Raw genomic sequence first — 23949 nt, forward strand, 5'->3', positions numbered from 1 at the left:
AGCCGTAAGATGATTCTCAAAGGTCATTAAGTTAGAAAATATAATAAAATCAACACGCTTAGTTTTAACATTTATACAGAGCAGTTGCTTATCCTCCCTGAGTCGCGATAATACCGCTTACTCGTGCTCACTGCTCTGCCTGAGATTTTTCACTATGCGCCTCGATAAATTCCTCTGTAAAAGCACAGATCTTAATCGTGATGCCGCAAGTGTCGCCATTCTTAGCGGCTCAGTCACAGTCAATGGCGTTATCGCGACAGACTGCGCAATGCAAGTGCATGAAAATAATGCTGTCTGCCTGAATGGAAAGCCGCTAGCGCCACGTCCATCCCGCTATTTCATGTTGCACAAACCCGCTGATACCTTATGTTCAAATGTGGATGGCGCCTACCCTTCGCTATTTCATCTGCTAGATATTGAGCGTGCATTTGACCTACACATCGTTGGTCGCTTAGATGCCGATACCACGGGCTTAGTGCTACTCACAGACGATGGCCGCTGGTCATTTAATATTATCTCGCCTCAATATCAGTGCAAAAAAGTCTATCGCGTAACACTACGAGATCCACTCGACAGCGAGGCGACTGCTGCCATAGCCGCAACGTTTGCCGCAGGGCTGCCATTACAGGGCGAAACGGCCCTCACTCTGCCAGCAACACTGCAGCAAGTGGATGAAAAAACCGTGCTACTCACGCTCACCGAAGGCAAGTTTCATCAAGTCAAAAGGATGTTCGCCGCCGTGGGCAATAAAGTGGTTGCCCTGCACAGGGCACAAATTGGCGCAGTTACCTTAGATGTGGACGTTGGAGAATGGCGCGAGTTAACCTTAGCCGAGATAGCCTCCTTCACGGCCTAAGCTTTTATAGCAGAACAATTTCCAGCGATCATTTCAGTGTTGTTCATTCAACCATTCCTACAAAGTCATACCTACAAACAGCCTTGAGCTGGGTACTTAATTCCATCACTAAGGCGCTGCGAATACATCACATGTCCCGTCATTCCGACAGTTATCGAATTGTTGCCACCACTTCACCATTCAGTTACATTGCTTTTTAAAACACAGCTCACTTAGCCGCCTTGTTGAAGGCTAATCAAGCACCAATCCTGACTCACGCTTTATCGATACTGTTACCAGCAAAGGAAGCTAAATGATTAAAAATGAACTCAATCTACCGAGCTCAATCGGCCTCAGCAAGATTATCCCCATCGTTATTCTGTTAATCCTCTTTATCTCTTTATTTGGCAGTTGGTATACGGTTGACCAAGGTGAACGTGGCGTACTGCTGCGCAACGGTAAAGTTATTGGAACTGCAGAACCTGGGCTTGGTTTTAAAATCCCACTGATAGACACTGTGGTTAAGATTTCTACCCAAACGCACACCACCAGTTATACCTCGCTGCAAGCCTATAGCCGCGATCAACAGCCTGCGACGCTTAACGCATCGGTAACTTTTAGCGTACCGCCAGACCGCGTCGAAGAAGTGTATGCTAACTTCAAAAGTATCGATGCCATGGTCACGCGCCTGCTCGACAGACAAGTGCCAACTCAAGTCGAAAACATCTTCGGTAAATACACGGCGATTTCAGTCGTACAAGAGCGGATCAAATTCGGTATTGATGTGACCAGCGCGATCACTAACTCAATCAAAGGTCCGGTAGAAATCAACTCAGTGCAGATTGAGAATATCGACTTTTCCAACGCCTATGAAAAATCCGTCGAAGACAGAATGCGCGCCGAAGTCGAAGTGCAAACTCAACTGCAGAATCTAGAGAAAGAACGCGTCAGCGCGCAAATCGCCGTCACCCAAGCGCAAGCACAGGCAGACTCGCAATTGGCCCGCGCCAAGGCTGAAGCCGAAAGTATTCGTATCAAAGGTGATGCAGAAGCCTCTGCGATTAAGAGCCGCGCCGAAGCGCTGGCACAAAATCAAAACTTAGTTGAATTAACCAAAGCGGAAAAGTGGGACGGCAAACTACCGACGACTATGCTGCCGACAGGCACTCTGCCCTTTATCGATGTGAAAAAAGGCAACTAAGCTTAGGTTTAGCCCGAGCAAAAACATCAATCGACAATAAAAATCCCAGTGTTAGCCCTAACACTGGGATTTTTCGTTATTCGCTCGATAATTACTGAGCGGAATATGAGCCGATTAAGAACAGCAATCGTTGCGGCGGATCCAGCTTCGAGGAATTTTTTCAAACACCACTTTCGCCATGAGTAACGCCAGTACTATGCCAGAAGTTGCCACTAGCCACTGAGGTAACATTTGGTGCTGCTCACCAATCTGTGGCATCACCACAAAGCCAAAGCTATCCACCAGATAATTGACCAATATGCCCGCGACTAAGGCCACGCCAATCACGCCGCCCAGGTATCCCCACAACGCACGTTTACCTAACTCTTTAGCCACCACACCTAACGTTGCGATATTAGTCGCAGGGCCCGCCATCATAAACACTAAAACGGCCCCCGGTGATACACCCGCCAGCAATAATCCGGCAGCAATCGGTGTCGAGGCAGTAGCGCAGATATACATAGGCACAGAGACCAACACCATCACTAACATGGCTAAGATACCGTCGCCCCATTGCGCTAAAAAGTCTGCAGGGACATAGGTTTGTACCAGCGCGGCGAAGAATAAACCCACCAGCAGCCACAAGGTAGTGTCACGCACTAAATCCGTTGCCGCATATTTAAGACCAATACCGACGCGGCTTAAGACGGATTGCGACTTTAACTCAGTCGCCATATCTTGAGTCGAGGCGCAGCAGCTATCCGCTTCACCTTGGGTTTGAGAACCATGGCCGTGAGCACTATGATCATGTGTTCCAGACTCGGCTTTATTTGAAGTACCGCAACAGGCACCTTTTTTCACCACAAGGATTTTCTCAGGGGTGACAGATTCAGCTGTTTTACTAGCGCAGCAGGAAGCTGTTTTCTCAGCTTTTATCACACCGACGTTCGCAACACTGCCGCCATGAGCCGTCATTAAGCTAGACGTTGCAGCCATTGGCGTCATTTTGATCGCACTCTTGAGCTCAGTCTTATGCTCACTATCTGCAGGACTTTCATTGCCGCAGCAGGATGCAGCCGCTTTAACAGGCGCTAAAGTTGGCTCTTTAGTTGATGAGCAACAGCCTTTAACCGGTTCAGCTTTAATAGCTTGGGACTGACTCGCCGATTTCGACGCACAGCAGGCCGCCACGGGTGCGTCGCTAGCTGACTTGGACTCTGATTTAACCGCAGGCTTGCCATCGTCGTCATCGCGGCCAACGAGTAAGCCAGCCACAATCGCACTGGTAATCGCAGCAATCGGTCTGACGATCGCCATAAAGGGGCCGAGTAACACGTAGGAAACGGCGATTGAATCGACGCCTGTTTCTGGCGTCGACACTAAAAAGGAGGTAGTTGCCGCTTTAGAGGCTCCTGAACGGCGTAACCCTACCGCCGCAGGAATCACGCCACAAGAACACAAAGGTAAAGGTGCACCGAGCAACGCCGCCTTCACCACAGTTTTAAAACCGTGACCGCCGAGCTGCTTTTGCATCCACACCATTGGTACGAATACTTTTAATAGCCCAGCCAGAATCAGGCCCAATAACAACCAAGGCGCCGAGTCTAAAAACAGATCAATAAAATTCTTCAGTAACATAATTAATTCCCTGACTCATCATGGATTGTTTTGCCGTGAGTATGCTGGTGCGACTCATTTTGATGTGCTTTGTGCTGATGCGTTTCGTGCTGATTTCCATCATGAGAATGATGCTCAACACGTACCCGCTCAGTACTGGATTCCAACGCCTCTAAAATCGAGCAATGTTCGGCGCTGCGCGGCCCGCCACAACAGGCATCGGACAGACTTTGTAAACTGGTTTGAAAATGATTCAGCTCGGCGATTTTGGCCTGTACTTGGGCCAATTTAATATCAACCATACCCTTCACATCGGCGCAGACGCGATTAGATTTATCAAGCTCAATTGAAAGCAATTCACTGATTTCATTGAGGGTAAAACCTACAGCTTTAGCCCGTAAGATAAAACGCAGTCGCGCGGCATCGGCCTCGGTATACACTCGATAGCCTGACTCGGTACGGCTCGACGGCGCGAGCAGACCGTGCTTCTCGTAGAATCTCAACGTGTCGGCTTTCACCTCACACAAATCCGCCAGTTCACCAATACGATACATGTCTTCATCCTTTGCGAAATCGCGCCCAACTCAGGGAGTATTTCCAGCATACAACTCAATAATGCGAGTATAAACCTTGGAGCCTACTCTAAGGTCAAGGGGTAATTCATACTTTACATAAAGTCGGCCGAGTCACGTCACTTTGTTCTGATATGAATATTGTGAAATCACGCAGAAAAAACACCCGTAAATCGAGTTTTACGTTAGAATACGCGCGCCGTGATGAAGGGATAAAAAGTTAGCTAATAAAGTAAAAATAGGACCAAGGGACTTTTGGAAAGCAGTGCAGCGCTAAGGCTGTTCTGTTTTCCGAAAGATCCTTGAAACTAAAATAACTGGACCCTGTACCCAAATGACTGCTGCAAATAATGCCAGACCCATTCGTCGCGCGCTGTTAAGCGTTTCAGATAAAACCGGAATTCTCGAGTTCGCCAAAGCACTTCACGCCCAAGGTGTGGAACTGTTATCAACTGGCGGCACCGCTCGCCTGTTAGCGGATAACGGCGTGCCTGTTATCGAAGTATCTGATTACACAGGACACCCTGAGATCATGGACGGTCGTGTTAAGACGCTGCACCCTAAAGTGCACGGCGGCATTTTGGCGCGCCGCGGTCTTGATGAAAGCGTGATGGCCGACAACAATATCAATGCCATCGATCTGGTTGCGGTTAACCTTTATCCTTTCGCTGAAACTGTGGCTAAAGCCGGTTGTACCTTAGAAGACGCTATCGAAAATATCGATATTGGCGGCCCAACTATGGTGCGCGCAGCGGCAAAAAACCACAAAGACGTCACCATAGTCGTTAATGCGGCCGATTACTCACGCGTACTGGCAGAAATGACGGCTAACAATGGCAGCACGACCCATGCGACGCGTTTCGACTTAGCGATTGCGGCCTTTGAGCACACCGCAGGTTACGATGGCATGATCGCCAACTACTTCGGTACTATGGTTCCTGCACACAGCACGGACGAATGCTTTGCTGACTCTAAGTTCCCACGCACGTTCAATACCCAATTAGTGAAGAAGCAAGACTTACGCTATGGCGAAAACAGCCATCAAGCGGCGGCTTTCTATGTCGACACTAAAATTGATGAAGCCTCTGTGGCGACGGCAATTCAGTTACAAGGCAAAGCCTTGTCTTACAACAACATTGCCGATACCGACGCCGCCCTTGAGTGTGTAAAAGAATTCTTGGAACCCGCCTGCGTTATCGTTAAACACGCAAACCCATGTGGTGTAGCCTTAGGTAAAGACTTGCTCGATGCCTATAACCGCGCTTATCAAACTGATCCAACGTCTGCGTTTGGTGGCATTATCGCCTTCAACGGCGAGTTAGATGCGGCGACTGCAAGTGCTATCGTTGAGCGTCAATTCGTTGAAGTGATTATCGCCCCAAGCGTCAGCCAAGCGGCGCGCGATGTGGTTGCCAAGAAGACCAACGTGCGCTTATTGGAATGTGGTCAGTGGAACACTAAGACCCAAACCTTAGACTACAAACGCGTTAACGGCGGCTTGTTAGTGCAAGATCGTGACCAAGGCATGGTCGGTTTAGAAGACATCAAAGTAGTCTCTAAACGTCAACCAACCGAAAGCGAACTGAAGGACTTAATGTTCTGCTGGAAAGTGGCAAAATTCGTTAAATCTAACGCTATCGTTTATGCCAAAGACGGCATGACTATCGGTGTCGGCGCAGGCCAAATGAGCCGCGTTTACAGCGCGAAAATCGCTGGTATCAAGGCCGCCGATGAAGGATTAGCAGTAGTGAACTCTGTAATGGCATCCGATGCTTTCTTTCCCTTCCGTGATGGTATCGATGCCGCAGCGGCTGCGGGCATTAGCTGCATCATCCAACCGGGTGGCTCAATGCGCGATGCAGAAATCATCGCCGCAGCCGACGAGCACGGCATGGCCATGGTGATGACGGGCATGCGCCACTTCCGTCACTAATCGCCACTAAGCAGCCAGCACTCAATCAGTACTGGCTGCTTTTTTGTTTTACCACTCTTTGTTTTACCGCACTCTGGTTTCGACCACAGTGTACCTACACAGAACATAAAACTCTAAGGGATGACTTAACATGAAAGTATTAGTTATTGGTGGCGGCGGTCGCGAACATGCCCTAGCGTGGAAAGCTGCACAATCGGCTCAAGTTGAAACTGTCTATGTTGCGCCAGGCAATGCGGGCACAGCCCTAGAACCTAATGTTGAAAATCTGGCGATCAGCGCCACCGACATTCCTGCTCTGCTCGATTTTGCGAAAACCCATAAGATTGAACTGACTATAGTCGGCCCAGAAGCGCCATTAGTGATGGGCGTAGTTGATGCATTCAACGCCGCAGGTTTACCGATTTTTGGCCCAACTAAGGCGGCAGCTCAGCTAGAAGGTTCAAAAGCCTTCACTAAGGACTTTTTAGCCCGCCACAATATTCCAACAGCGGGTTACAAAAACTGCACTGAAATCAGCGATGCTAAAGCCTTCGTGCGTGAATTAACGGCCACCACTGGTTATCCAGTGGTCATTAAAGCCGACGGTTTAGCCGCAGGTAAAGGCGTGATTATTGCCCAAGACCAAGCTGAAGCCGATGCCGCGATTGATGACATGCTCGCCGGTAACAAGTTTGGCGATGCGGGTTCGCGCGTGGTCATTGAAGAATTCCTTAAAGGTGAAGAAGCTAGCTTCATCGTAATGGTCGATGGCAAAAATATTCTGCCAATGGCGACCAGCCAAGATCATAAAGCTCGCGATAACGGCGACTATGGTCCAAACACGGGCGGCATGGGCGCTTACTCGCCAGCACCTGTGGTGACTCAAGCGGTACACGATTGGACTGTGGCAAACGTGATTCGCCCAACGGTTGATGGCATGGCCGCAGAAGGCAATGTCTACACTGGCTTTTTGTATGCTGGCTTGATGATTTCTCCAGACGGCAGTGCCAAAGTGCTTGAGTACAACTGCCGCTTCGGCGATCCAGAAACTCAGCCAATCATGATGCGGTTAAAGTCTGACTTAGTGGAACTTTGTTTAGCGGCCACCCGTGGCGAGTTAGATAAAGTGACAGCTGAATACGACGAGCGCGCAGCCGTGGGCGTGGTATTAGCCGCTGGCGGTTATCCAGATGAGTATCGCAAATTTGATGTGATTGACGGTCTCAGCCTTGGTGATAACAATGGCAAAGTGTTCCATGCTGGCACTGAGATGAAAGACGGCCACGTAGTCACCAACGGCGGTCGCGTACTCTGCGCCACTGCACTGGGTAACACCGTGACCGAAGCGCAAAAAGCCGCCTATAAATTGGTTGATGAAATCCACTGGGATGATGTGTATTTCCGTACCGATATTGGCTACCGCGCGATTGCACGTGAACAGCAAGACTAATTGCTAGGCGCGTTAAAAAACCGGCCAGAAGCCGGTTTTTTTGTGCCTGAATTTTGACGAACGTCAAATATAACGTCATGATTTTCAATGAAATTACATAATTAATTCTATTGAAAATTGGAGCAACGAGATACAATGTCAACCAAATGTTAAATACCTAAATATCAAGGACTCCCCATGAGGATTAGACTGCTGTGCGCCTCCATCGCCATACTGCTTAGTGGATGCGGTGGTGGCTCAGAAGATGCTGGCACGACCACACCACCAACTCAGCCGCCAGTCCAACCTCCCGTACCGGTGCAATACATTGCCAGCAGTGCGTCAGTTAATGGCGGAAACTTAGATCCAAGCAGTCAAAAAGCGGAGTCAGGCAAAAGCGCCATCTTTAGCATTACTGCCGATACCGGCTTTACGCTTGAGGGCATTACTGGCTGTGGTGGTACGCTCAATGCGCTAACTTACACCACTGCGGCAATAACGGCAGATTGCACTATCACGCCGACATTCATTACTAACGCCGAAAATGCCATTAAGCACCAAGACCACAGGCTTACCAGTGCGAGTGAGTTAATTGATTTCAGCATCGCCGAACTCGCTAATATCGACATCGAACGTAAAGCCCATATAAATCAGCTATATCAAGGTGTCGGTAGCAGCATCACTTGGCATCCGACCCACGACTCAATTACCTTTTCGAGCTTTATGCCAGAGAACACTTTTACTGTTTTGCCATCGAATGTCGATGGCAGTGGCGCAAGCGCGGTTCGCGGGTTAGTGATGGCAGGCGAGCAACAAGGGCAAAGATATGCGGCCATGGCGGGAAATCTCTTTTCCGTCAACACTTCAGCTCAAACCGATACTTTGCTGAAAAATCTTTTAGGCTGGCTGACCAAGGGAGGCGATAAAACTGACGGCCTCAACATAGTCACCACCCAAATGCCGAGCAAAGCCGACAGTTGGTACTTTCCCCATAACGAAGGTATTCGCACTTGGCTTGCAAACAACTACCCCGCAGCCCATAGCATTAATGCGGCAAACACCTGTGACTACAGTGAGTTAAGCAACTGTATCGACACACTCAAGCCCGATGTGATAGTGATTAGTGACATAGACCGTCAGTCCTTGGGTTTTGCAGGCATTAAAGCTGCTATCACTAAGGCCAAAGCGGCGGGCATTTCCTTGCTGCTCTCAAACTACTGGCGCAATCAAAGCCCAATGCTATCGCCGCTTTATCTTGAAATGGGACTTTCAACCTCAGGTAATTATTGGTCAAAGCTCAATGCAAGCGACCTCAGTGTGACTGATGTTTTGGCTGAAGATACTGCCCTGACCAAGGTAAATAATTTGCTCAGCAAGCTCAATGAAGCAAGCTTCGATACCTCAGTGCTTAACGACTGTACAGGCAATTATCTCAACTGTAATGCTGCCGCCTTTGTTGACTCATTCAAAGCGGGTGCTGATTGGTATCGAGCCAATGCTGAAACCTTAGATAACAATGCAATTGATGTGTTTACCAAGACAGACTTCCCTTTGATGAAGGCCGGACTGTTACTCGCCGATAAGTATCGCAGCGAGATTGATTACCCCATAGCCTACAGCGAGCACGCACAGTGGCAGCAGGCTCTGTTTGCCGATTGGACCGTCAGCTATGCCCGCGTCCATAACTTAGCCCAGCCTGACTTGGGTGAATATGTCACCGACAGAGCTAACCTCAGCAAGGGCAGCAATGCGCACTACGCTTATCCTGCGACTGTCACAGAACGTAAAACCATTAGCGTGCCCTATACAGGCCAATGGACGACCACGGGCTGGTATGCACTGCCGGGGCAAACCATAAAACTTACTCGCCTCGATAGCAGCGCTGCGAATGTGGAGATCAAACTCAACTACCACAGACGTAACACTAATCGCGCCTATGAGCAGAAAGTCTATCGCGGCCCCTTGGAGCTGGCGCAGCAACGCCTGCGCTTAGCACAAGGGAAAAGTATTGAGTTTTCCTCCCCCTACGGCGGGCCGATTTATCTATACATCAATGGTGATGCTTCGAGTGTTGATGGCGCGTTAAGTGTTGATGTCAACGCTGAGCATGTCGCTAAACATCCGACCATTATGGATTTCTCCAATCCAGCTGAAATCGCGGCCTTTAACGATCGCATTCAAAACACCGAATTACCCCATGTAGACTTGCGCACCGATGGTGCAGAGCAGCATCTACGTCGCGACCGCTTCTTAAACGCCATCGGTACCGATCTGCCCGATGTCAACGCGCTACTCAACAGCATTGTCGATGACCATATCAACAGCGTTTACACCTTAGCTGGCCTTAAAATTCAAGGTAAGAGTCTAAGTGAATCCTTACCCGCCGATGTGCTGGCGGCCTGCAAAGGACTGTTTGGCGACGACTGTATCGACAATAGTCTGCATACCCGCACTATTATTCAACACGCCAATTATGACCAAAATGCCCAGTGCGGCGCCGGTTGTAGTGGTAATCCTTGGGATGCGGCATGGAATATCGACCCAATGGGTTGGGGTGATAACCATGAATTAGGCCACAATCTGCAAACGAACCGCCTCAATGTGCAATATGCAGCGGCAAACAATAGTGACAACTGGGCAGGTTATAGTAGTCGTGCTGGCGAAAACTCCAACAATATCTTCCCTTATGTAGTGAAGTGGAAAACCCATTATCTGCGCGATGGCAATACAGACACAGTGACCGATGGCCACATGAACCACAAAGATCTCTTCTATGTGTTTATGTCCGATGCCGCGGGTACAACAAACACCAGCGGCAAACGTGTAGTATTTGGGGCTAACTGTAAAGTGCTTGATGCTGGTGAAGACAGATACACAGCGCCTTGGGCCAGTAATGCTTATGCTGTGCATAACGGTTATCGCATGGCGTTTTACATCCAAATGGCACTAAAAGCTCACGGCATGACGCTCAGTGACGGCACCACTCTGAACAATGGCTTTGATCTCTTTACCTTGCTGTATCAACACAGTCGTATTTTCGGCAAATATGCCAATAACGCCAGTGATTGGGAAGCGAACCGCAGCAAACTGGGCTTTAGCCAATTTCCGTTTGACGGCAATAGTGTCTACGGCGGAAAAACCGTGAAAGATATCCCCGGCAACGACTTTATGCTGGTGTCTTTGAGTCAGCTCACAGGCAAAGATTGGCGTAGCCACTTTGATATGTTGGGTCTGCGCTACTCAAGCCTTGCAGCCGCGCAAACGGTCGCTAATACGACCTCGGGTACTATGCCCATGGGCATGTATGAGCTAGAAACTGACTTGCCGCCAGCGAACATGAGCCAAGGTTTAACCTTTGTGTCACTGTCACTCACTGATGGCACTACACAGTGGAAAGGCGTGGGTTCGCCAACCCAGTGCACCAAACCATAAGTGCACTAAGCCTTAATCGCGCTAAGATACTAACGCAACTGATAAACCTCGCTCTGGCGGGGTTTATTTTTACCTGAAAAATGTGACCTAAAGCACATACCTAGGCTCAGATGACGTGCACCATTTAACTTCTTATATTTTTAACAATCATGAAATTAATGAGGTAAATATATGGGTTATTCGATAAAAGATCTTATTTATCAAGGCGAAAAATCAGGTGTGCACAACTGGGGAACGCTAGAAGGAAAGAGTTTTTACTGGCATCCAGATTGGTTCCATATTGCAGAGGATATGACAGGTCATATGGCCACTGCCACAATCGACAAACAAGGGGAAAAAGCAACGCAAAGCGAGGCTGAACAATCAATCATTAAGCATCTCAATAAGAGTGGTAAATAGCTTGTAGTGGCAAAGATTTTAGTGCCCGGAGGCGATCGCCCTGCGGGCAATTTTGTCGATTAAACCTGGCGCGATCAGCTTAAGCCAACGCCCCAAACGACCGCGAAGTGAAGTGATAAGTTGTCGGCCTCGAGTCGCAATCACAGGTAACATCATATTGGCGCATTGCTCGGCCGTCAGTATCTTAGCTTCTTGCATCGGTGACTTGCCTAAAGGATTACCCGCACCATCAAGGGCGCGTTTGTGAATTTGTGACACCACAAAATCAGGGCAAATTACCGTCACCGCCACATTATCGTCCGCGAGCTCAATCCGCAATGAATCGAAAAAACCAATCACGGCATGTTTAGATGCAGCATAACCGCTACGAGTGGGTACGCCCGTTAATCCGGCGACTGAGGCCACAACGACCACTTGGCCCTTACTGGCCTTTAAATGGGGTAAAGCGGCATGGGTCAAATACGCAGGCCCAAGATAATTCACCCGCATAATGTCTTCGAGTACAGACAGTTGAGTAAGCTCATCGAACCGTGACCACATGGTCATGCCGGCATTATTAATTAAAATATCGAGATGTCCGTAATGCGCGACCGTGGCTTCAATTAAGGCTTCGCACTGTTCAGCACGAGAAACATCGGCAGCAAATACAAAGGGAGGTAAACCATAATTAGCGATTTCTAAGGCGAGTGAAGCGAGACGTGTTTCATTGCGTGCACTGATCACTAGCTGGCAGCCCATTCGCGCCATTGCCACTGCGAGTGCCCGACCAATACCTTCTGAGGCACCCGTGATAATCACGACCTTGCCAGTGAGTCCATCCATAGTCATTCCTTTGTTATCGCCATGTTAATTACGCCTTTGGCTAAATTGGCATAATCACGCTAAAAGCGCAATCCTTCACGCGCGTTGTGCAAGCCTCATCTCATATTGTTCACGATAATTAGCTAAGGGTTGTGGGCGCCCTATCGCATAACCTTGCGCGTAGTTAATCCCGATGCTCAACAATCTGTCGATAATATCCTGATTTTCAACAAACTCAGCCACGGTCTCGATCCCCATGACCCGACATACATCTTGAATCGATTTAACGATGGCGTAGTCTTTGGCGTTCACGGCAAGATTCTTAATAAAACAGCCATCGATTTTGACATAATCGACAGGTAATTCACGCAGATAGCCGTAAGAGGCGAAACCACTACCAAAATCATCCAAGGCAAACGAGAAACCGAGCTTACGTAACTGCTTCAACATTTCCATACCACGATTGCGATTTTGGATCGCGGTGGTTTCAGTAATTTCAAAGCAAATACATTGACTTGGAATATCAAAAATATGCTGCTGCTGGGCGATATATTCCACCATACCTTCGGCGCCTAAACTATTGCCCGAAAGGTTGATCGAAATACAGTGATCAGGCCAAAGCACCGGATGCAAAGATAACCATAAAAAGGCTTTGCGGATCACTTCTTTATCTATGTCAGGCATCAGCTTAAAGCGTTCAGCCGCGGCAATAAACTGCGCAGGCGCCAAAATACGGCCACAGGGTTCTTGAATTCGCAGCAGGATTTCCATGCGTTGTCGCTGCGGACCACTGCCTAACCCACGGATCGGTTGGTAATACAGAATTAGCTCGTTTTCTTCAATCGCCTGCGCGATACGTACCGCCCACTTAGGCGCGTTTCTTTGGTAAGTGAGCTCTTTATCTTTATCATCGTAAAAATGAATTTGATTGGCGCCCTTAGCTTTAGCGGCAATGCAGGCAATGTCCGCGTCTTTCAATAATTCTTGTGCATCAATATAGGGCGCACGACCAAAGGCGACACCTATGCTGAGGCCGACTTTATAGTTACAGTTTTTGTCATTCAGCACTTGCAGCGAGACTTGTGCGATCATTTGTTTGAGTAATTGCGCCACAGATAAAGCACTGCGATTACAAATCACTAAACCGAACTCATCGCCACCAAGGCGCGCCAACAGCTCCTGTAGCCCAAGACAAGCCTGCATAGCCTTAGCCACCATAGCGAGCATACGATCGCCTGCAGTATGGCCACAGCTGTCGTTAATCAACTTGAATTGCTCCAAATCGAGATAACAAACGGCGATGGTTTTAGCTGAGGCGGCAAATTGAGGAAGCTGTTCATCAAACGCCTGACGATTTAGCAGCCCAGTAATGCTGTCGAAATTGGCTCTTTTTTGGAGTTGGCGCTTAAGTAACTCTTCTTGAGTGATATCCCGCAATACCACGACAGTACCAACAATTTCTTTATCGTGATTGCGCAGATTGCTGATACTGCGCTCCATAATCCGAGGCGAAGCAGTTAATAGCTTGATTTTCTCGACCTGTGGTGATGATTCGCCAAGACGAATACAAGTGAAGACCGCCTGATTCAACTGTTCGCCAGCCTTTAACAGGCTCGCGAGGCTCTGATCTAGGGCATAACAACTGGCGACATCCAGAAGCGACTCGGCCCGCGGATTCATATAAATCACTTTGGCATCGACGTCGGTTAAAATCACCGCTTCTGCAATAGATTCTAAGGTGATTTTCGCGCGTTCTTTCTGTTGATAAATTCTGGCCAGCAAGCTATTAACGCGGCTGGCAAGCACTTCTAATTCCTCATTACCCTCACTGGTGACAGGTTGATAGACACTGGACATAGGATCGACCAGCGCCAATTGCCGCATCAAGTTTTTAAAGGGTTTGAGTAAACCAGAGCGCAGCCAAATATAGCCAAGGCCAACAATAAATACGCCAAAAAGAATAAACCCGAGCGATACCCAATCGAGCTTAAATTTCACCTCTTGGAAGGGCCCCTCGGAGAACTGCACTTGCAGGTAAACAGGTTTGTCTTTTAACAAGCTGGGGATTTCAATGGTGTCACTATGAACGCCCTCAACACTTGCCGTAACAGCGTTAGAGTGACTCATAGTCACTTTAGTCACCAATAAGGCCTGCGCATACTCTAGTAAGTCATTATTGGTCAACTGGCGCACTAGCAGCACAGACTCATTAGGCGCAGAAGCCACGGCGGTGATGACATAAGTCTGCTCGCCAATCAAATAAGCGCCTACCACACTGGGTTTATTAGCATTGATGATGGCGCTGGCGATTTCCTGCAGCTTATCAGAGGCAAAAGGATGTGCATTGGGGAAAAAAGTGTGCAGCTCTCCTTGGCGTAAAATATACCAACTTAGGTTGGCCGACATTGAGCTATCGTGCCACGAGGATTCTAGTTTCTTAAGTTGCTCTTCGTCTAACTGAGACAAAGGTAAGGCGTAGATATTCGTGAGAAAGGTTAAGCGGTCGACATCAATTTGAAACTGCTGCTGGATATTAGCAAGCTCACGGTTAGCGCTGTCTTGGCGCAATAGCTCGACGCGATGGTCATACCAACAACCCAGACAATAGGAGACAATTACCACCGCAGGGAGACAAAAGCCCGCAATAAATACCAATATTTTCTTGCCAATGTGCATCTCATACCACGGCTTATTCTGACTAAATCGATCGACGGCTTCGCATAATCCTTCACTGCGCCATGCAACATATCTCATTTGCGAATAGTATTAAACATCACTTAGCTTTAGTCGTTGCTAAAGTAGACATTATTATGCAATTAAATCAATTTAAGCGCTTTGATTTAACACATTAAATTGATTAATAAACACTGACGACATTTATTTTATCCAGACCCTATGCGATAAACCAGGTGTAACAGGAGAGTATTTAAGTTGTTATTTTAACGTAACATTTATTAGACTCGCAGACGAGATAAACCCCCGCATACGCTAATCCATAAAGATAGCTGCGCGAGAAATTTTCAATTTTATCAACTCTAAATGTCAGAAATAAAACTGGCCCGCAAGCGGGCCAGTTTTCGCAAATCTGAAAATTACTTATGGTATTGCTTTGATTGTGCGTGAACCGCCTTAATAAAGGCGCCAGCATGCTCTGGATCGACATGCTGATGAATACCATGGCCTAAGTTAAATACATGACCAGTACCTTCACCATAACCTGCTAGGATATGGCCCACTTCTTCTTCGATGCGTGGAATAGGGGCATACAACATTGAAGGGTCCATGTTGCCTTGCAGGGCCACTTTATGGCCTACACGGCGACGGGCATCGGCAATGTCTACCGTCCAATCTAAACCGAGCGCATCACAACCCGTTTCTGCCATCGCTTCTAACCATAAACCGCCGCCTTTAGTAAACAGCGTCACAGGCACTTTACGGCCATCGGCAAAGCGTGTCAGACCATCAATAATCTTCTGCATGTAACGCAAAGAGAACTCGCGATAAGCTGAGTGCGATAACGCACCGCCCCATGAGTCAAAAATCATCAAAGATTGTGCGCCGTTGGCGACTTGGGCATTCAGGTATAAGATCACTGAATCAGCTAGCTTGTCTAACAGCATGTGTAATGCCATTGGCTCAGCGTAGGCCATCTTTTTAATTTTTTCGAAGGTTTTGCTCGAGCCGCCTTCAACCATATAAGTGGCTAAGGTCCATGGCGAGCCAGAGAAGCCAATTAACGGCACAGCGCCATTAAGCTCACGGCGAATAGTGCTCACGGCTTTCATTACATAGCCAAGCTCATCTTCTGGATCTGGGATTGATAGCTTTTTAATTGCATCGATAGTGTCTGTAGGGCGCTCGAAACGTGGGCCTTCACCCGCCTCAAAATACAAACCTAAACCCATAGCATCAGGCACAGTTAAAATATCGGAAAACAGAATCGCCGCATCAAGATCATATCGGCGTAGAGGTTGCAGCGTGACTTCACAGGCAAGCTCGTGGTTTTTACACAAAGACATAAAGTCACCCGCTTGTGCGCGCGTAGCTTTATATTCAGGAAGATAACGGCCAGCTTGACGCATCATCCACACAGGGGTCACATCGACTGGCTCTTTTAGTAGGGCGCGTAAATAACGATCATTCTTTAATTCTGCCATTGGGCTTGGTTCCTAGTCTTATTGAGATCCGCTGGGTCGGTAGTTTAGCATTTACGCGAATAATGTAACCTTTATGTGCTAATTTATGTGAGCTATTCCCCATCGCTGGCGTCGATTTGACCACATAAACCGGAAAATGTTATCCCGATAACATACTGCTCATTTATTCGTAACGAAGTCACACTCAGACAGAAAAAAGTTGCGCTGGTTCCCAGCCTTTGGTATAAAAAGTCTGCGCTAGCAAGAACAATCAAGAAGCTCGTCGCATCGAGCCTGCTATAAACTTTACTCGCCCAACGATAGGTTTCTATCGTTGGGCTTTTTATTTGCATTTTTTGATGCAAAACAGCTGGTTTGTCCATTTCGTCATTCACGCAAATTCGCATGAAAAGAGTTGATCGATTAGCGACTTGTCCCTACATTAGAGTTATGTGCTGGCACTTAAATGGAATGCATCATGCTGAGAGAACTCGAAAAAGCAGAACAGAAATGGGGCGGTTCAAATAAGCTTATTGATCAATGGCTAAAAAACCGTCGAAAACTGTTAGTGCATTACTGCCAAATTGCCGGACTTCCGCCTTACGGTAAATCAGAAAAATCGCTGCCCTCGTTCGAACACGTTAAATCTTTCTGTGACTTATTAGTCGACTATGTCTCTGAAGGCCATTTCGAAGTTTACGACAGAGTCGTTAATGCCTGTAGTGAGTATGGTGAATCGAGCAAAACGCTCGCGCAACAAGTATTGCCAAAGATCACTCCAACCACGAATGCGGCATTAGACTTCAACGATAAATATGCGGAAACCCAAGACGATCTCGTTTTATATCAACTCGATAAAGATTTATCTGAGCTTGCCCATAATATGGAAACTCGCTTCGAGCTCGAAGATGAACTACTCGAAGTGCTCCACCGCAAGCATTCAGAACATACCCAGCAAGCCTAAGCTATTTTCGCTTTAAAGCGCACTCTACTCTGAGTCTGGTGCGCGAGCGACCTAAGTTCAATACTCATTCTTCGCATTCTGCAGTCTATCAAATCACAGGCTCTGGCACTTAGCTTGTACTGATATTTACCACTAGCTATGAATCGAAACTTTATTTAAATGATAAAAAAGATAACAAAAAAGCCAGCTTGCGCTGGCTTTTGTACATCAAGCTACCTTAACGGCAATCGATTACACAGTAGTTTGGAAGATCACTTCCGATGCCTTTTGTGTATAAGACTCGATTTGATCGAAGTTCAAGTAACGGTAAGTGTCAGCCGCTGTTGCGTCTAACTCTTTTGCGTATTCTTGATATTCTTCAGGCGACGGCAGACGACCTAACAGTGCAGCAACCGCAGCCAGTTCAGCAGAGGCTAAGTAAACGTTAGCACCTGTACCTAAACGGTTAGGGAAGTTACGGGTAGAAGTCGATACCACAGTTGCACCTTCAGCTACACGTGCTTGGTTACCCATACACAGTGAACAGCCTGGGATCTCGATGCGCGCGCCTACACGACCGAAAATCGCGTAGTAGCCTTCTTCAGTCAGCTGATCTCTGTCCATCTTAGTCGGTGGTGCAATCCACAGACGAGTTGGCAGGGTTTTAGCAAACTTATCTAACATCTTACCGGTTGCGCGGAAGTGACCAATGTTGGTCATACAAGAACCGACGAACACTTCGTCAATCTTAGTTTGCGCAACAGATGACAGCAGTACTGCATCATCAGGATCGTTTGGCGCACACAGGATTGGCTCTTTGATGTCGTTTAAATCGATTTCGATAACTGCAGCGTACTCAGCATCTTTATCGGCGCTCATCAGTTCAGGATTCGCTAACCACTCTTCCATACCTTTGATACGACGTTCAATCGTACGACGATCGCCGTAACCTTCAGCGATCATCCACTTGAGCATGATGATGTTTGAGTTCAGGTATTCGATGATAGGTTCTTTGTCTAACTTGATAGTACAACCGGCAGCAGAGCGCTCAGCTGAAGCATCAGACAGTTCGAAAGCTTGTTCAACTTTTAAGGTTTCAAGACCTTCGATTTCCAGTACGCGACCAGAGAAGATGTTGACTTTACCTTTCTTCTCAACGGTCAGCATGCCCAGTTCAATGGCTTTTAATGGGATAGCATGTACCAGATCACGCAGTGTGATACCGGGTTGCATTTTGCCCTTGAAGCGCACTAATACTGATTCAGGCATGTCGAGCGGCATAACGCCAGTCGCCGCAGCAAACGCCACTAAGCCAGAACCTGCTGGGAATGAAATACCAATTGGGAAACGCGTGTGTGAGTCACCACCCGTACCAACGGTATCTGGCAGCAGCATACGGTTTAACCATGAGTGGATAACACCGTCGCCTGGACGCAGTGATACACCGCCGCGGTTCATGATGAAATCTGGCAGAGTATGATGTGTGTTCACATCAACAGGCTTTGGATAAGCCGCAGTGTGACAGAATGACTGCATAGTCAAATCAGCACTGAAACCTAAGCAAGCTAAATCTTTCAGCTCGTCACGGGTCATAGGACCTGTGGTATCTTGTGAACCGACAGAAGTCATCTTGGGTTCGCAGTATTGGCCAGGACGCACGCCAGCTACGCCGCATGCTTTACCAACCATCTTCTGCGCCAGCGTGTAACCTTTACCCGTATCAGCCACGTCTTGTGAACGCACGAATACGTCAGATACGCCTAAACCTAATACTTCACGGGCTTTGTCAGTTAAACCACGACCGATGATCAGTGGTATACGACCACCAGCACGGACTTCGTCTAACAGCACTTCAGTTTTTAAGCTGAATTCTGAAATCACTTCGTCGCTGTCGTGACGCTTAACCACACCGGCGTATGGGTAGATGTCAATCACATCGCCCATTTCCATTTTGTTTACGTCAAGCTCGATTGGCAGTGCGCCCGCATCTTCCATAGTGTTGAAGAAAATCGGTGCAATTTTACCGCCAAGGCAAAAACCGCCAGCGCGCTTGTTGGGTACGAATGGAATGTCATCGCCCATAAACCACAGTACTGAGTTAGTCGCTGATTTACGTGATGAACCGGTTCCCACAACGTCGCCCACATACACTAATGGGAAACCTTGCGCTTTTAACGCTTCAATTTTTTTCACTGGGCCAACGGCGCCAGCAACATCAGGCTCGATACCATCACGGGCGTTTTTCAGCATAGCTAACGCGTGTAATGGAATATCTGGACGTGACCAAGCATCGGGTGCTGGTGACAAGTCATCGGTGTTGGTTTCACCAGAGACTTTAAATACTGTCAGAGTGACTTTGTCGGCCAGTTTTGGACGGTTTAAGTACCAATCTGCATTCGCCCACGCTTCAACCACTTGCTTAGCAAACTCATTGCCTGCTTCCATCTTCTCAACCACATCGTGGAAAGAATCAAACATTAGCAGAGTGTGAGATAAGGCTTTAACGGCTAAAGGTGCTAACGCTGGGTTATCCAGCTGCGCGATCAGAGGTTCGATGTTGTAGCCGCCTTGCATAGTGCCTAATAACTCAGTAGCACGCTCAGCAGACAAAATAGGTGATTTTTCAGTGCCTTTGGCAACCGCATCTAAGAAAGCAGCCTTAACATAAGCGGCTTCATCAACACCTGGGGGAATTCGATTTTCAAGCAGGTCGAGAACGAAAGCCTCTTCACCTGCGGGTGGGTTTTGAACTAACTTAACCAGTTCAGCCACTTGATGTGCATCTAATGGCTTAGGGACTACGCCCTCTGCAGCACGTTCTGCGACGTGTTTACGATATGCTTCTAGCACGGCAACATTCCTCTTTGTTTGGCGCTCTAACAACGAAACTGCACGTCTTCTTAATTGAAGCTGACAGTCCGACATGATCGACCCGTATTTCCGGCCTGCAGTATACTACAGCTTTGCAAAAGTATGAATCAGGTCACACTCGGCAAAAAGCGAAATAAGGACTAAATCCGGCGGCGAATGCCAACTTACGGGAATATTAAAACAAGTGAAATTAGACAATAGTTTGAAAACAGACAAAAAACCATACACTACAAATAGTTAACAATGTTTCATTAATTTTAAATCGAACAGGCAATTTTCAGCGCCCTAGATCAAATATGTGTAAATTTTTCTCATCTTGCGGCATTTTGGCTTTTAAGATGCGGTGCGAGAACTTACACTCAGGCTTAATTTACTGCATATCTCAGTTATTTCCCCAGTCCATCGGAGTACCAATGACATCCCTTAGCATTCAAGCCGTTATTTTTGATATGGATGGCGTTTTAATCGATTCAGAACCCCTATGGCAGCAGGTCGAGTATGAAGTGTTATCCGCACTTGGCGTGCCCGTGACCATAGAAACGATTCAACAAACCACAGGTTTACGCATCGACCAATGCGTGGATTATTGGTACCACAAGGCTCCTTGGCCTCACTACGACAATGCCAAGGTCAGCCAAGCGATTGTTGATAAGGTCGCGAGTGAAATTCTGATTAGCGGCGAAGCTATGCTGGGCGTTCACGAAGCAATTGATCACTGCCAAGCACTGGGTCTTAAAATCGGCTTAGCCACCTCCTCGTTTTACACTATTATCGAGGCGGTGCTCTCTAAGTTAGGACTCAGCGATAAATTTATGGCGGTGCAATCTGCCGAGGGCCTCACCTACGGCAAGCCACACCCTGAAGTGTATTTGAATTGCGCTAAGGCGTTAGATGTCGATCCCCGCTATTGCCTTGCGATCGAAGATTCTTTTAATGGCTTAATTGCAGCCCGAGCGGCCAATATGCAAACGCTTGCGATCCCCGCGCCAGAGCAAAGAAGCGAAGCTAAGTGGGTTATCGCCCACCATCAGGCTGAGAACTTATTGGCCTTGCCGACACTCTTAGCTCAGTAACGCCATAACACGCCTAGTCTCTGCTGGGCGGATAAGCTTAGTTTTAGCTATATGGATAATGAGTTTTACCATATGGATGAATAGCAGAATGCTGTATGTACGAGAAGGGAGCCAATGAAGTACCTGTCTTTATTATCACCCGTATTATTACCCATGGGCTTAATACTCATGTCCGTTAGCTTGTCCGCTAATGCGGGTGGTGCTATGCACTGCAAGCAACAAGTGGTCAACACTGGCGATACCTTAACCACTGTGCTGGAGAAGTGCGGCTCACCCAGCGATATTCGCGAATTTAGTTTGCCAGCGACTTATCTCAACTCAGACGGCGACCGAGTGATCGATCCCAGCAAGTTGCCGACTGAGTATCAAGAATGGACCTATGACTTTGGACCGACACGCTTAATGCGCCGGCTTTATGCCACGGACAATAAAGTCACTAAAATCGAATCCTTAGGTTACGGACATTAATCAGCAGCATCCTTGATTATTGTCATCAATAAAAAAGCCAGACATTGTCTGGCTTTCTTGTTTCAATCAACTGAATGTATTACCAAATTTTTACACGTTCATCTGGCGTCAAATACATTTTATCGCCTTCTTTCATCTCGAAAGCTTTATAGAAGGCTTCCACGTTACGCGGCGTACCCATAGCGCGGTAGTGACTCGGTGAATGCGGATCTGTCAGCAAACGACGGCTCAGCTCTTCATCACGGTAGTTACGACGCCATACTTGCGACCAACCCACAAAGAAGCGTTGCTCACCCGTTAATCCATCAAGCACTGGCGCTGGTTTGCCATTAAGGCTCATTAGATACGAGCGTGCCGCTACGGTTAAGCCGCCTAAGTCGCCGATGTTTTCCCCTAAGGTCAAATCACCGTTAACAAACTTGCCGGGCAGTGCTTCATAACCTGAGTATTGCGCTGACAGTTGTTTACCGCGTTTTTGGAACTCTTCGCGGTCTTTATCTGACCACCAATCCCGCAGGTTACCGTCGCCATCGTACTTAGCGCCTTGGTCATCGAAACCATGGCTGATTTCATGGCCGATCACAGCTCCGATACCACCGTAGTTCACCGCATCATCGGCATCCATATTGAAGAATGGCGGCTGCAGAATCGCAGCAGGGAATACGATTTCGTTTTTCACTGGGCTGTAATAAGCGTTCACCGTTTGTGGCGTCATGCCCCATTCGGTACGATCGATTGGCTTGCCAAGCTTGTTGATCATGTCTTGATATTCAAACTGTGCGTAACGCATGTAGTTACCGACTAACTCGTCAGCCTTGATATCTAAACCTGAGTAATCTTTCCACTTATCTGGATAACCGATTTTATAGGTAAACTTAGCCAGTTTTTCTTGGGCGGCGACTTTGGTTTCTGGCGTCATCCACTCAAGTTCATTGATGCTGACCTCGAAACCTTTGATCAAGTTTTTGATCATAGTTTCCATACGCGCTTTAGCTTCTGGCTTGAAGTATTGCTTAACGTACTCTTCGCCCACTAACTCACCAATCACTTGGTCGGCGCCATCAACCGCCTTTTTCCAGCGTGGTTGTTGCTCTTCGATACCCATTAAGGTTTTGCTCTTAAAGGCGAAGTTCAAATCAACAAAGTTTTTGCTCAGTAACTCGGCGTAGCTATCTACTAAGTGGAACGCGAGATAATCCTGCCAAGCCGATACTGGGAATGTCTCGAAACCTGCACCGAGTTTTTCGAAGTAAGAAGGTTGGCGCACTATGATGTCAGTGACTTTGTCGCCTAAACCTGCGCTGGTCGCGAAGGCATTGAAATCAAATTGACCCGTTAACTTTTGCAGCGCAGCGCGATCTAACTTGTTATAAGCCTTATTGGCGTCGCGGGATTCCACTCGGCTCCACTGACTTTTGGCGATCATCATTTCGATGTCGGCAACGTTTTTAGCCGCGCGTTTAGCATCCTTGTAACCCGCTTCGGTCAGTATGTCTGTCACATATTTCGCCATAGCTTGGCGATTAGCGGCAAACTTAGGATCATCTTTCAGGTAATAATCGCGGTCCGGCAGCGTAAGGCCCGACTGGCTTAGATACACGGCGTACTGAGTTGAATTTTTAGCGTCGTTATTGACGTAAAAACCAAAGGGAATACCAGAGCCGGTCGTCAGCAATTTACCCATAACGGCAGGTAAATCAGCATGTGTTTTTGCGGCAGCAATATCGGCCAGCAATGGCTTAAGCGGAGTAACGCCTAAGGTTTCAAGCAAATCGGTATTCATAAAGCTGGCATTGAAATCACCAATCTTCTGCTCATTAGAACCTGCCGCTGGATTCTTTTTAGCAGCCGCTTCGTCGATGATCTTTTTCAATGCATCTTGACTTTGATCGTACAGCACAGAAAATGCGCCGTAGTTAGACTTGTCGGCAGGTATAGGCGTATTCGCCAACCATTTACCGTTAACGCTGTAATAGAAATCGTCTTGATGGCGAACTGAGGCATCAAAGTTTTGCAATTCAATGCCAGAAATCGCGGTGACTTCAGTTTTAGGCTCAGTACTACAAGCGGCTAAACCTAAACTCAGGGCGATACCCAGTGCCAGTGTGCTTATCTTCTTCATTGTTTTCCCCAGCTTCCTTAAGAGTTATTATTTTTCCCGCAAAACCTTAGCATCTTGCCACGCCCCACAGTAGCAAGATTTTGTAAAAGGATATGACACTTTAGCGACGCGCGAACTGATTTAGATAAGATGGCATCAAAGTCGTTTAGGATTTTTATC

Annotated in this window: 16 protein-coding genes; 9 read left to right on the forward strand and 7 right to left on the reverse strand. The window is 47.6% G+C overall.

All coding sequences use genetic code 11. The annotated features are described in order from the left end of the window. The first annotated feature begins 154 nt into the window (after nt 1–154). The gene (locus KV201_RS01495) at nt 155–856 is read left to right on the forward strand and encodes a pseudouridine synthase (RefSeq protein WP_226058319.1); all 702 of its coding nucleotides are present in this window, start codon (nt 155–157) and stop codon (nt 854–856) included. Between the two features lie 292 nt (nt 857–1148). Next, nucleotides 1149–2036 carry a prohibitin family protein gene (locus tag KV201_RS01500; RefSeq protein WP_006079914.1) on the forward strand — a complete coding sequence of 296 codons (888 nt, stop codon included), beginning with the start codon at nt 1149–1151 and terminating at the stop codon, nt 2034–2036. 114 nt (nt 2037–2150) lie between these two features. Here the strand turns inward: KV201_RS01500 and KV201_RS01505 are convergent, their stop codons facing one another. Together KV201_RS01505 and zntR are read right to left on the reverse strand one after the other, a co-directional pair. Then, entirely contained in the window at nt 2151–3653 is a 1503-nt protein-coding gene (locus tag KV201_RS01505) for an SO_0444 family Cu/Zn efflux transporter (protein WP_226058320.1), read from the reverse strand. A gap of 2 nt (nt 3654–3655) precedes the next feature. Next, nucleotides 3656–4186, reverse strand: coding sequence for a Zn(2+)-responsive transcriptional regulator (gene zntR / locus KV201_RS01510; RefSeq protein WP_115333766.1), 531 nt, complete (start codon nt 4184–4186; stop codon nt 3656–3658). Between the two features lie 352 nt (nt 4187–4538). On the opposite strand from zntR, the gene purH reads away from it, so the two are divergent. The 4 genes from purH (at nt 4539) to KV201_RS01530 (ending at nt 11376) form a co-directional block, all read left to right on the forward strand. After that, nucleotides 4539–6137: a bifunctional phosphoribosylaminoimidazolecarboxamide formyltransferase/IMP cyclohydrolase gene (purH, locus tag KV201_RS01515; protein WP_226058321.1), complete on the forward strand. Its 1599-nt coding sequence runs from the start codon at nt 4539–4541 to the stop codon at nt 6135–6137. A gap of 130 nt (nt 6138–6267) precedes the next feature. Next, nucleotides 6268–7566, forward strand: a complete 1299-nt coding sequence (purD, locus tag KV201_RS01520; RefSeq protein ID WP_226058322.1) for a phosphoribosylamine--glycine ligase — start codon at nt 6268–6270, stop codon at nt 7564–7566. Between the two features lie 177 nt (nt 7567–7743). Continuing rightward, nucleotides 7744–10977 carry an ImpA family metalloprotease gene (locus tag KV201_RS01525; RefSeq protein ID WP_226058323.1) on the forward strand — a complete coding sequence of 1078 codons (3234 nt, stop codon included), beginning with the start codon at nt 7744–7746 and terminating at the stop codon, nt 10975–10977. A 171-nt stretch (nt 10978–11148) separates the two neighbouring features. Then, a complete protein-coding gene (locus KV201_RS01530) occupies nt 11149–11376 on the forward strand; it encodes a hypothetical protein (RefSeq protein ID WP_006079908.1) in 228 nt (75 codons plus the stop codon). Between the two features lie 18 nt (nt 11377–11394). Here the strand turns inward: KV201_RS01530 and KV201_RS01535 are convergent, their stop codons facing one another. The 3 genes from KV201_RS01535 to hemE form a co-directional block, all read right to left on the reverse strand. Beyond that, nucleotides 11395–12198, reverse strand: coding sequence for an SDR family oxidoreductase (locus KV201_RS01535; RefSeq protein ID WP_006079907.1), 804 nt, complete (start codon nt 12196–12198; stop codon nt 11395–11397). Between the two features lie 75 nt (nt 12199–12273). Then, the gene (locus KV201_RS01540) at nt 12274–14853 is read right to left on the reverse strand and encodes a bifunctional diguanylate cyclase/phosphodiesterase (protein WP_226058369.1); all 2580 of its coding nucleotides are present in this window, start codon (nt 14851–14853) and stop codon (nt 12274–12276) included. Nucleotides 14854–15269: 416 nt separating this feature from the next. Beyond that, nucleotides 15270–16334, reverse strand: a complete 1065-nt coding sequence (hemE, locus tag KV201_RS01545) for a uroporphyrinogen decarboxylase (protein ID WP_006079904.1) — start codon at nt 16332–16334, stop codon at nt 15270–15272. 457 nt (nt 16335–16791) lie between these two features. Between hemE and KV201_RS01550 the strand changes: the two genes are divergently transcribed. After that, complete coding sequence (locus tag KV201_RS01550; protein WP_012588700.1) at nt 16792–17277, forward strand: Rsd/AlgQ family anti-sigma factor; 486 nt, start codon at nt 16792–16794, stop codon at nt 17275–17277. Nucleotides 17278–17508: 231 nt separating this feature from the next. Here the strand turns inward: KV201_RS01550 and acnB are convergent, their stop codons facing one another. Next, nucleotides 17509–20106 carry a bifunctional aconitate hydratase 2/2-methylisocitrate dehydratase gene (gene acnB / locus KV201_RS01555; protein ID WP_006084352.1) on the reverse strand — a complete coding sequence of 866 codons (2598 nt, stop codon included), beginning with the start codon at nt 20104–20106 and terminating at the stop codon, nt 17509–17511. 434 nt (nt 20107–20540) lie between these two features. Here acnB and hxpB point away from each other — a divergent pair, with 434 nt between their 5' ends. Beyond that, complete coding sequence (gene hxpB, locus KV201_RS01560; RefSeq protein ID WP_226058324.1) at nt 20541–21200, forward strand: hexitol phosphatase HxpB; 660 nt, start codon at nt 20541–20543, stop codon at nt 21198–21200. 114 nt (nt 21201–21314) lie between these two features. After that, a complete protein-coding gene (locus KV201_RS01565) occupies nt 21315–21668 on the forward strand; it encodes a DUF2845 domain-containing protein (RefSeq protein WP_006084354.1) in 354 nt (117 codons plus the stop codon). 79 nt (nt 21669–21747) lie between these two features. Here the strand turns inward: KV201_RS01565 and KV201_RS01570 are convergent, their stop codons facing one another. After that, entirely contained in the window at nt 21748–23790 is a 2043-nt protein-coding gene (locus tag KV201_RS01570) for a M13 family metallopeptidase (RefSeq protein WP_226058325.1), read from the reverse strand. Between the last annotated feature and the right edge of the window lie 159 nt (nt 23791–23949).

Origin of the sequence: Shewanella sp. SR1, assembly GCF_020447145.1 — a bacterium.
GTDB lineage: Bacteria > Pseudomonadota > Gammaproteobacteria > Enterobacterales > Shewanellaceae > Shewanella > Shewanella baltica.

Coding starts and splice junctions, on each gene's coding strand:
- KV201_RS01495 (WP_226058319.1), top strand. CDS start 155: ATGCGCCTCGATAAATTCCTCTGTAAAAGCACAGATCTTAATCGTGAT.
- KV201_RS01500 (WP_006079914.1), top strand. CDS start 1,149: ATGATTAAAAATGAACTCAATCTACCGAGCTCAATCGGCCTCAGCAAG.
- KV201_RS01505 (WP_226058320.1), bottom strand. CDS start 3,653: ATGTTACTGAAGAATTTTATTGATCTGTTTTTAGACTCGGCGCCTTGG.
- zntR (WP_115333766.1), bottom strand. CDS start 4,186: ATGTATCGTATTGGTGAACTGGCGGATTTGTGTGAGGTGAAAGCCGAC.
- purH (WP_226058321.1), top strand. CDS start 4,539: ATGACTGCTGCAAATAATGCCAGACCCATTCGTCGCGCGCTGTTAAGC.
- purD (WP_226058322.1), top strand. CDS start 6,268: ATGAAAGTATTAGTTATTGGTGGCGGCGGTCGCGAACATGCCCTAGCG.
- KV201_RS01525 (WP_226058323.1), top strand. CDS start 7,744: ATGAGGATTAGACTGCTGTGCGCCTCCATCGCCATACTGCTTAGTGGA.
- KV201_RS01530 (WP_006079908.1), top strand. CDS start 11,149: ATGGGTTATTCGATAAAAGATCTTATTTATCAAGGCGAAAAATCAGGT.
- KV201_RS01535 (WP_006079907.1), bottom strand. CDS start 12,198: ATGGATGGACTCACTGGCAAGGTCGTGATTATCACGGGTGCCTCAGAA.
- KV201_RS01540 (WP_226058369.1), bottom strand. CDS start 14,853: ATGCACATTGGCAAGAAAATATTGGTATTTATTGCGGGCTTTTGTCTC.
- hemE (WP_006079904.1), bottom strand. CDS start 16,334: ATGGCAGAATTAAAGAATGATCGTTATTTACGCGCCCTACTAAAAGAG.
- KV201_RS01550 (WP_012588700.1), top strand. CDS start 16,792: ATGCTGAGAGAACTCGAAAAAGCAGAACAGAAATGGGGCGGTTCAAAT.
- hxpB (WP_226058324.1), top strand. CDS start 20,541: ATGACATCCCTTAGCATTCAAGCCGTTATTTTTGATATGGATGGCGTT.
- KV201_RS01565 (WP_006084354.1), top strand. CDS start 21,315: ATGAAGTACCTGTCTTTATTATCACCCGTATTATTACCCATGGGCTTA.
- KV201_RS01570 (WP_226058325.1), bottom strand. CDS start 23,790: ATGAAGAAGATAAGCACACTGGCACTGGGTATCGCCCTGAGTTTAGGT.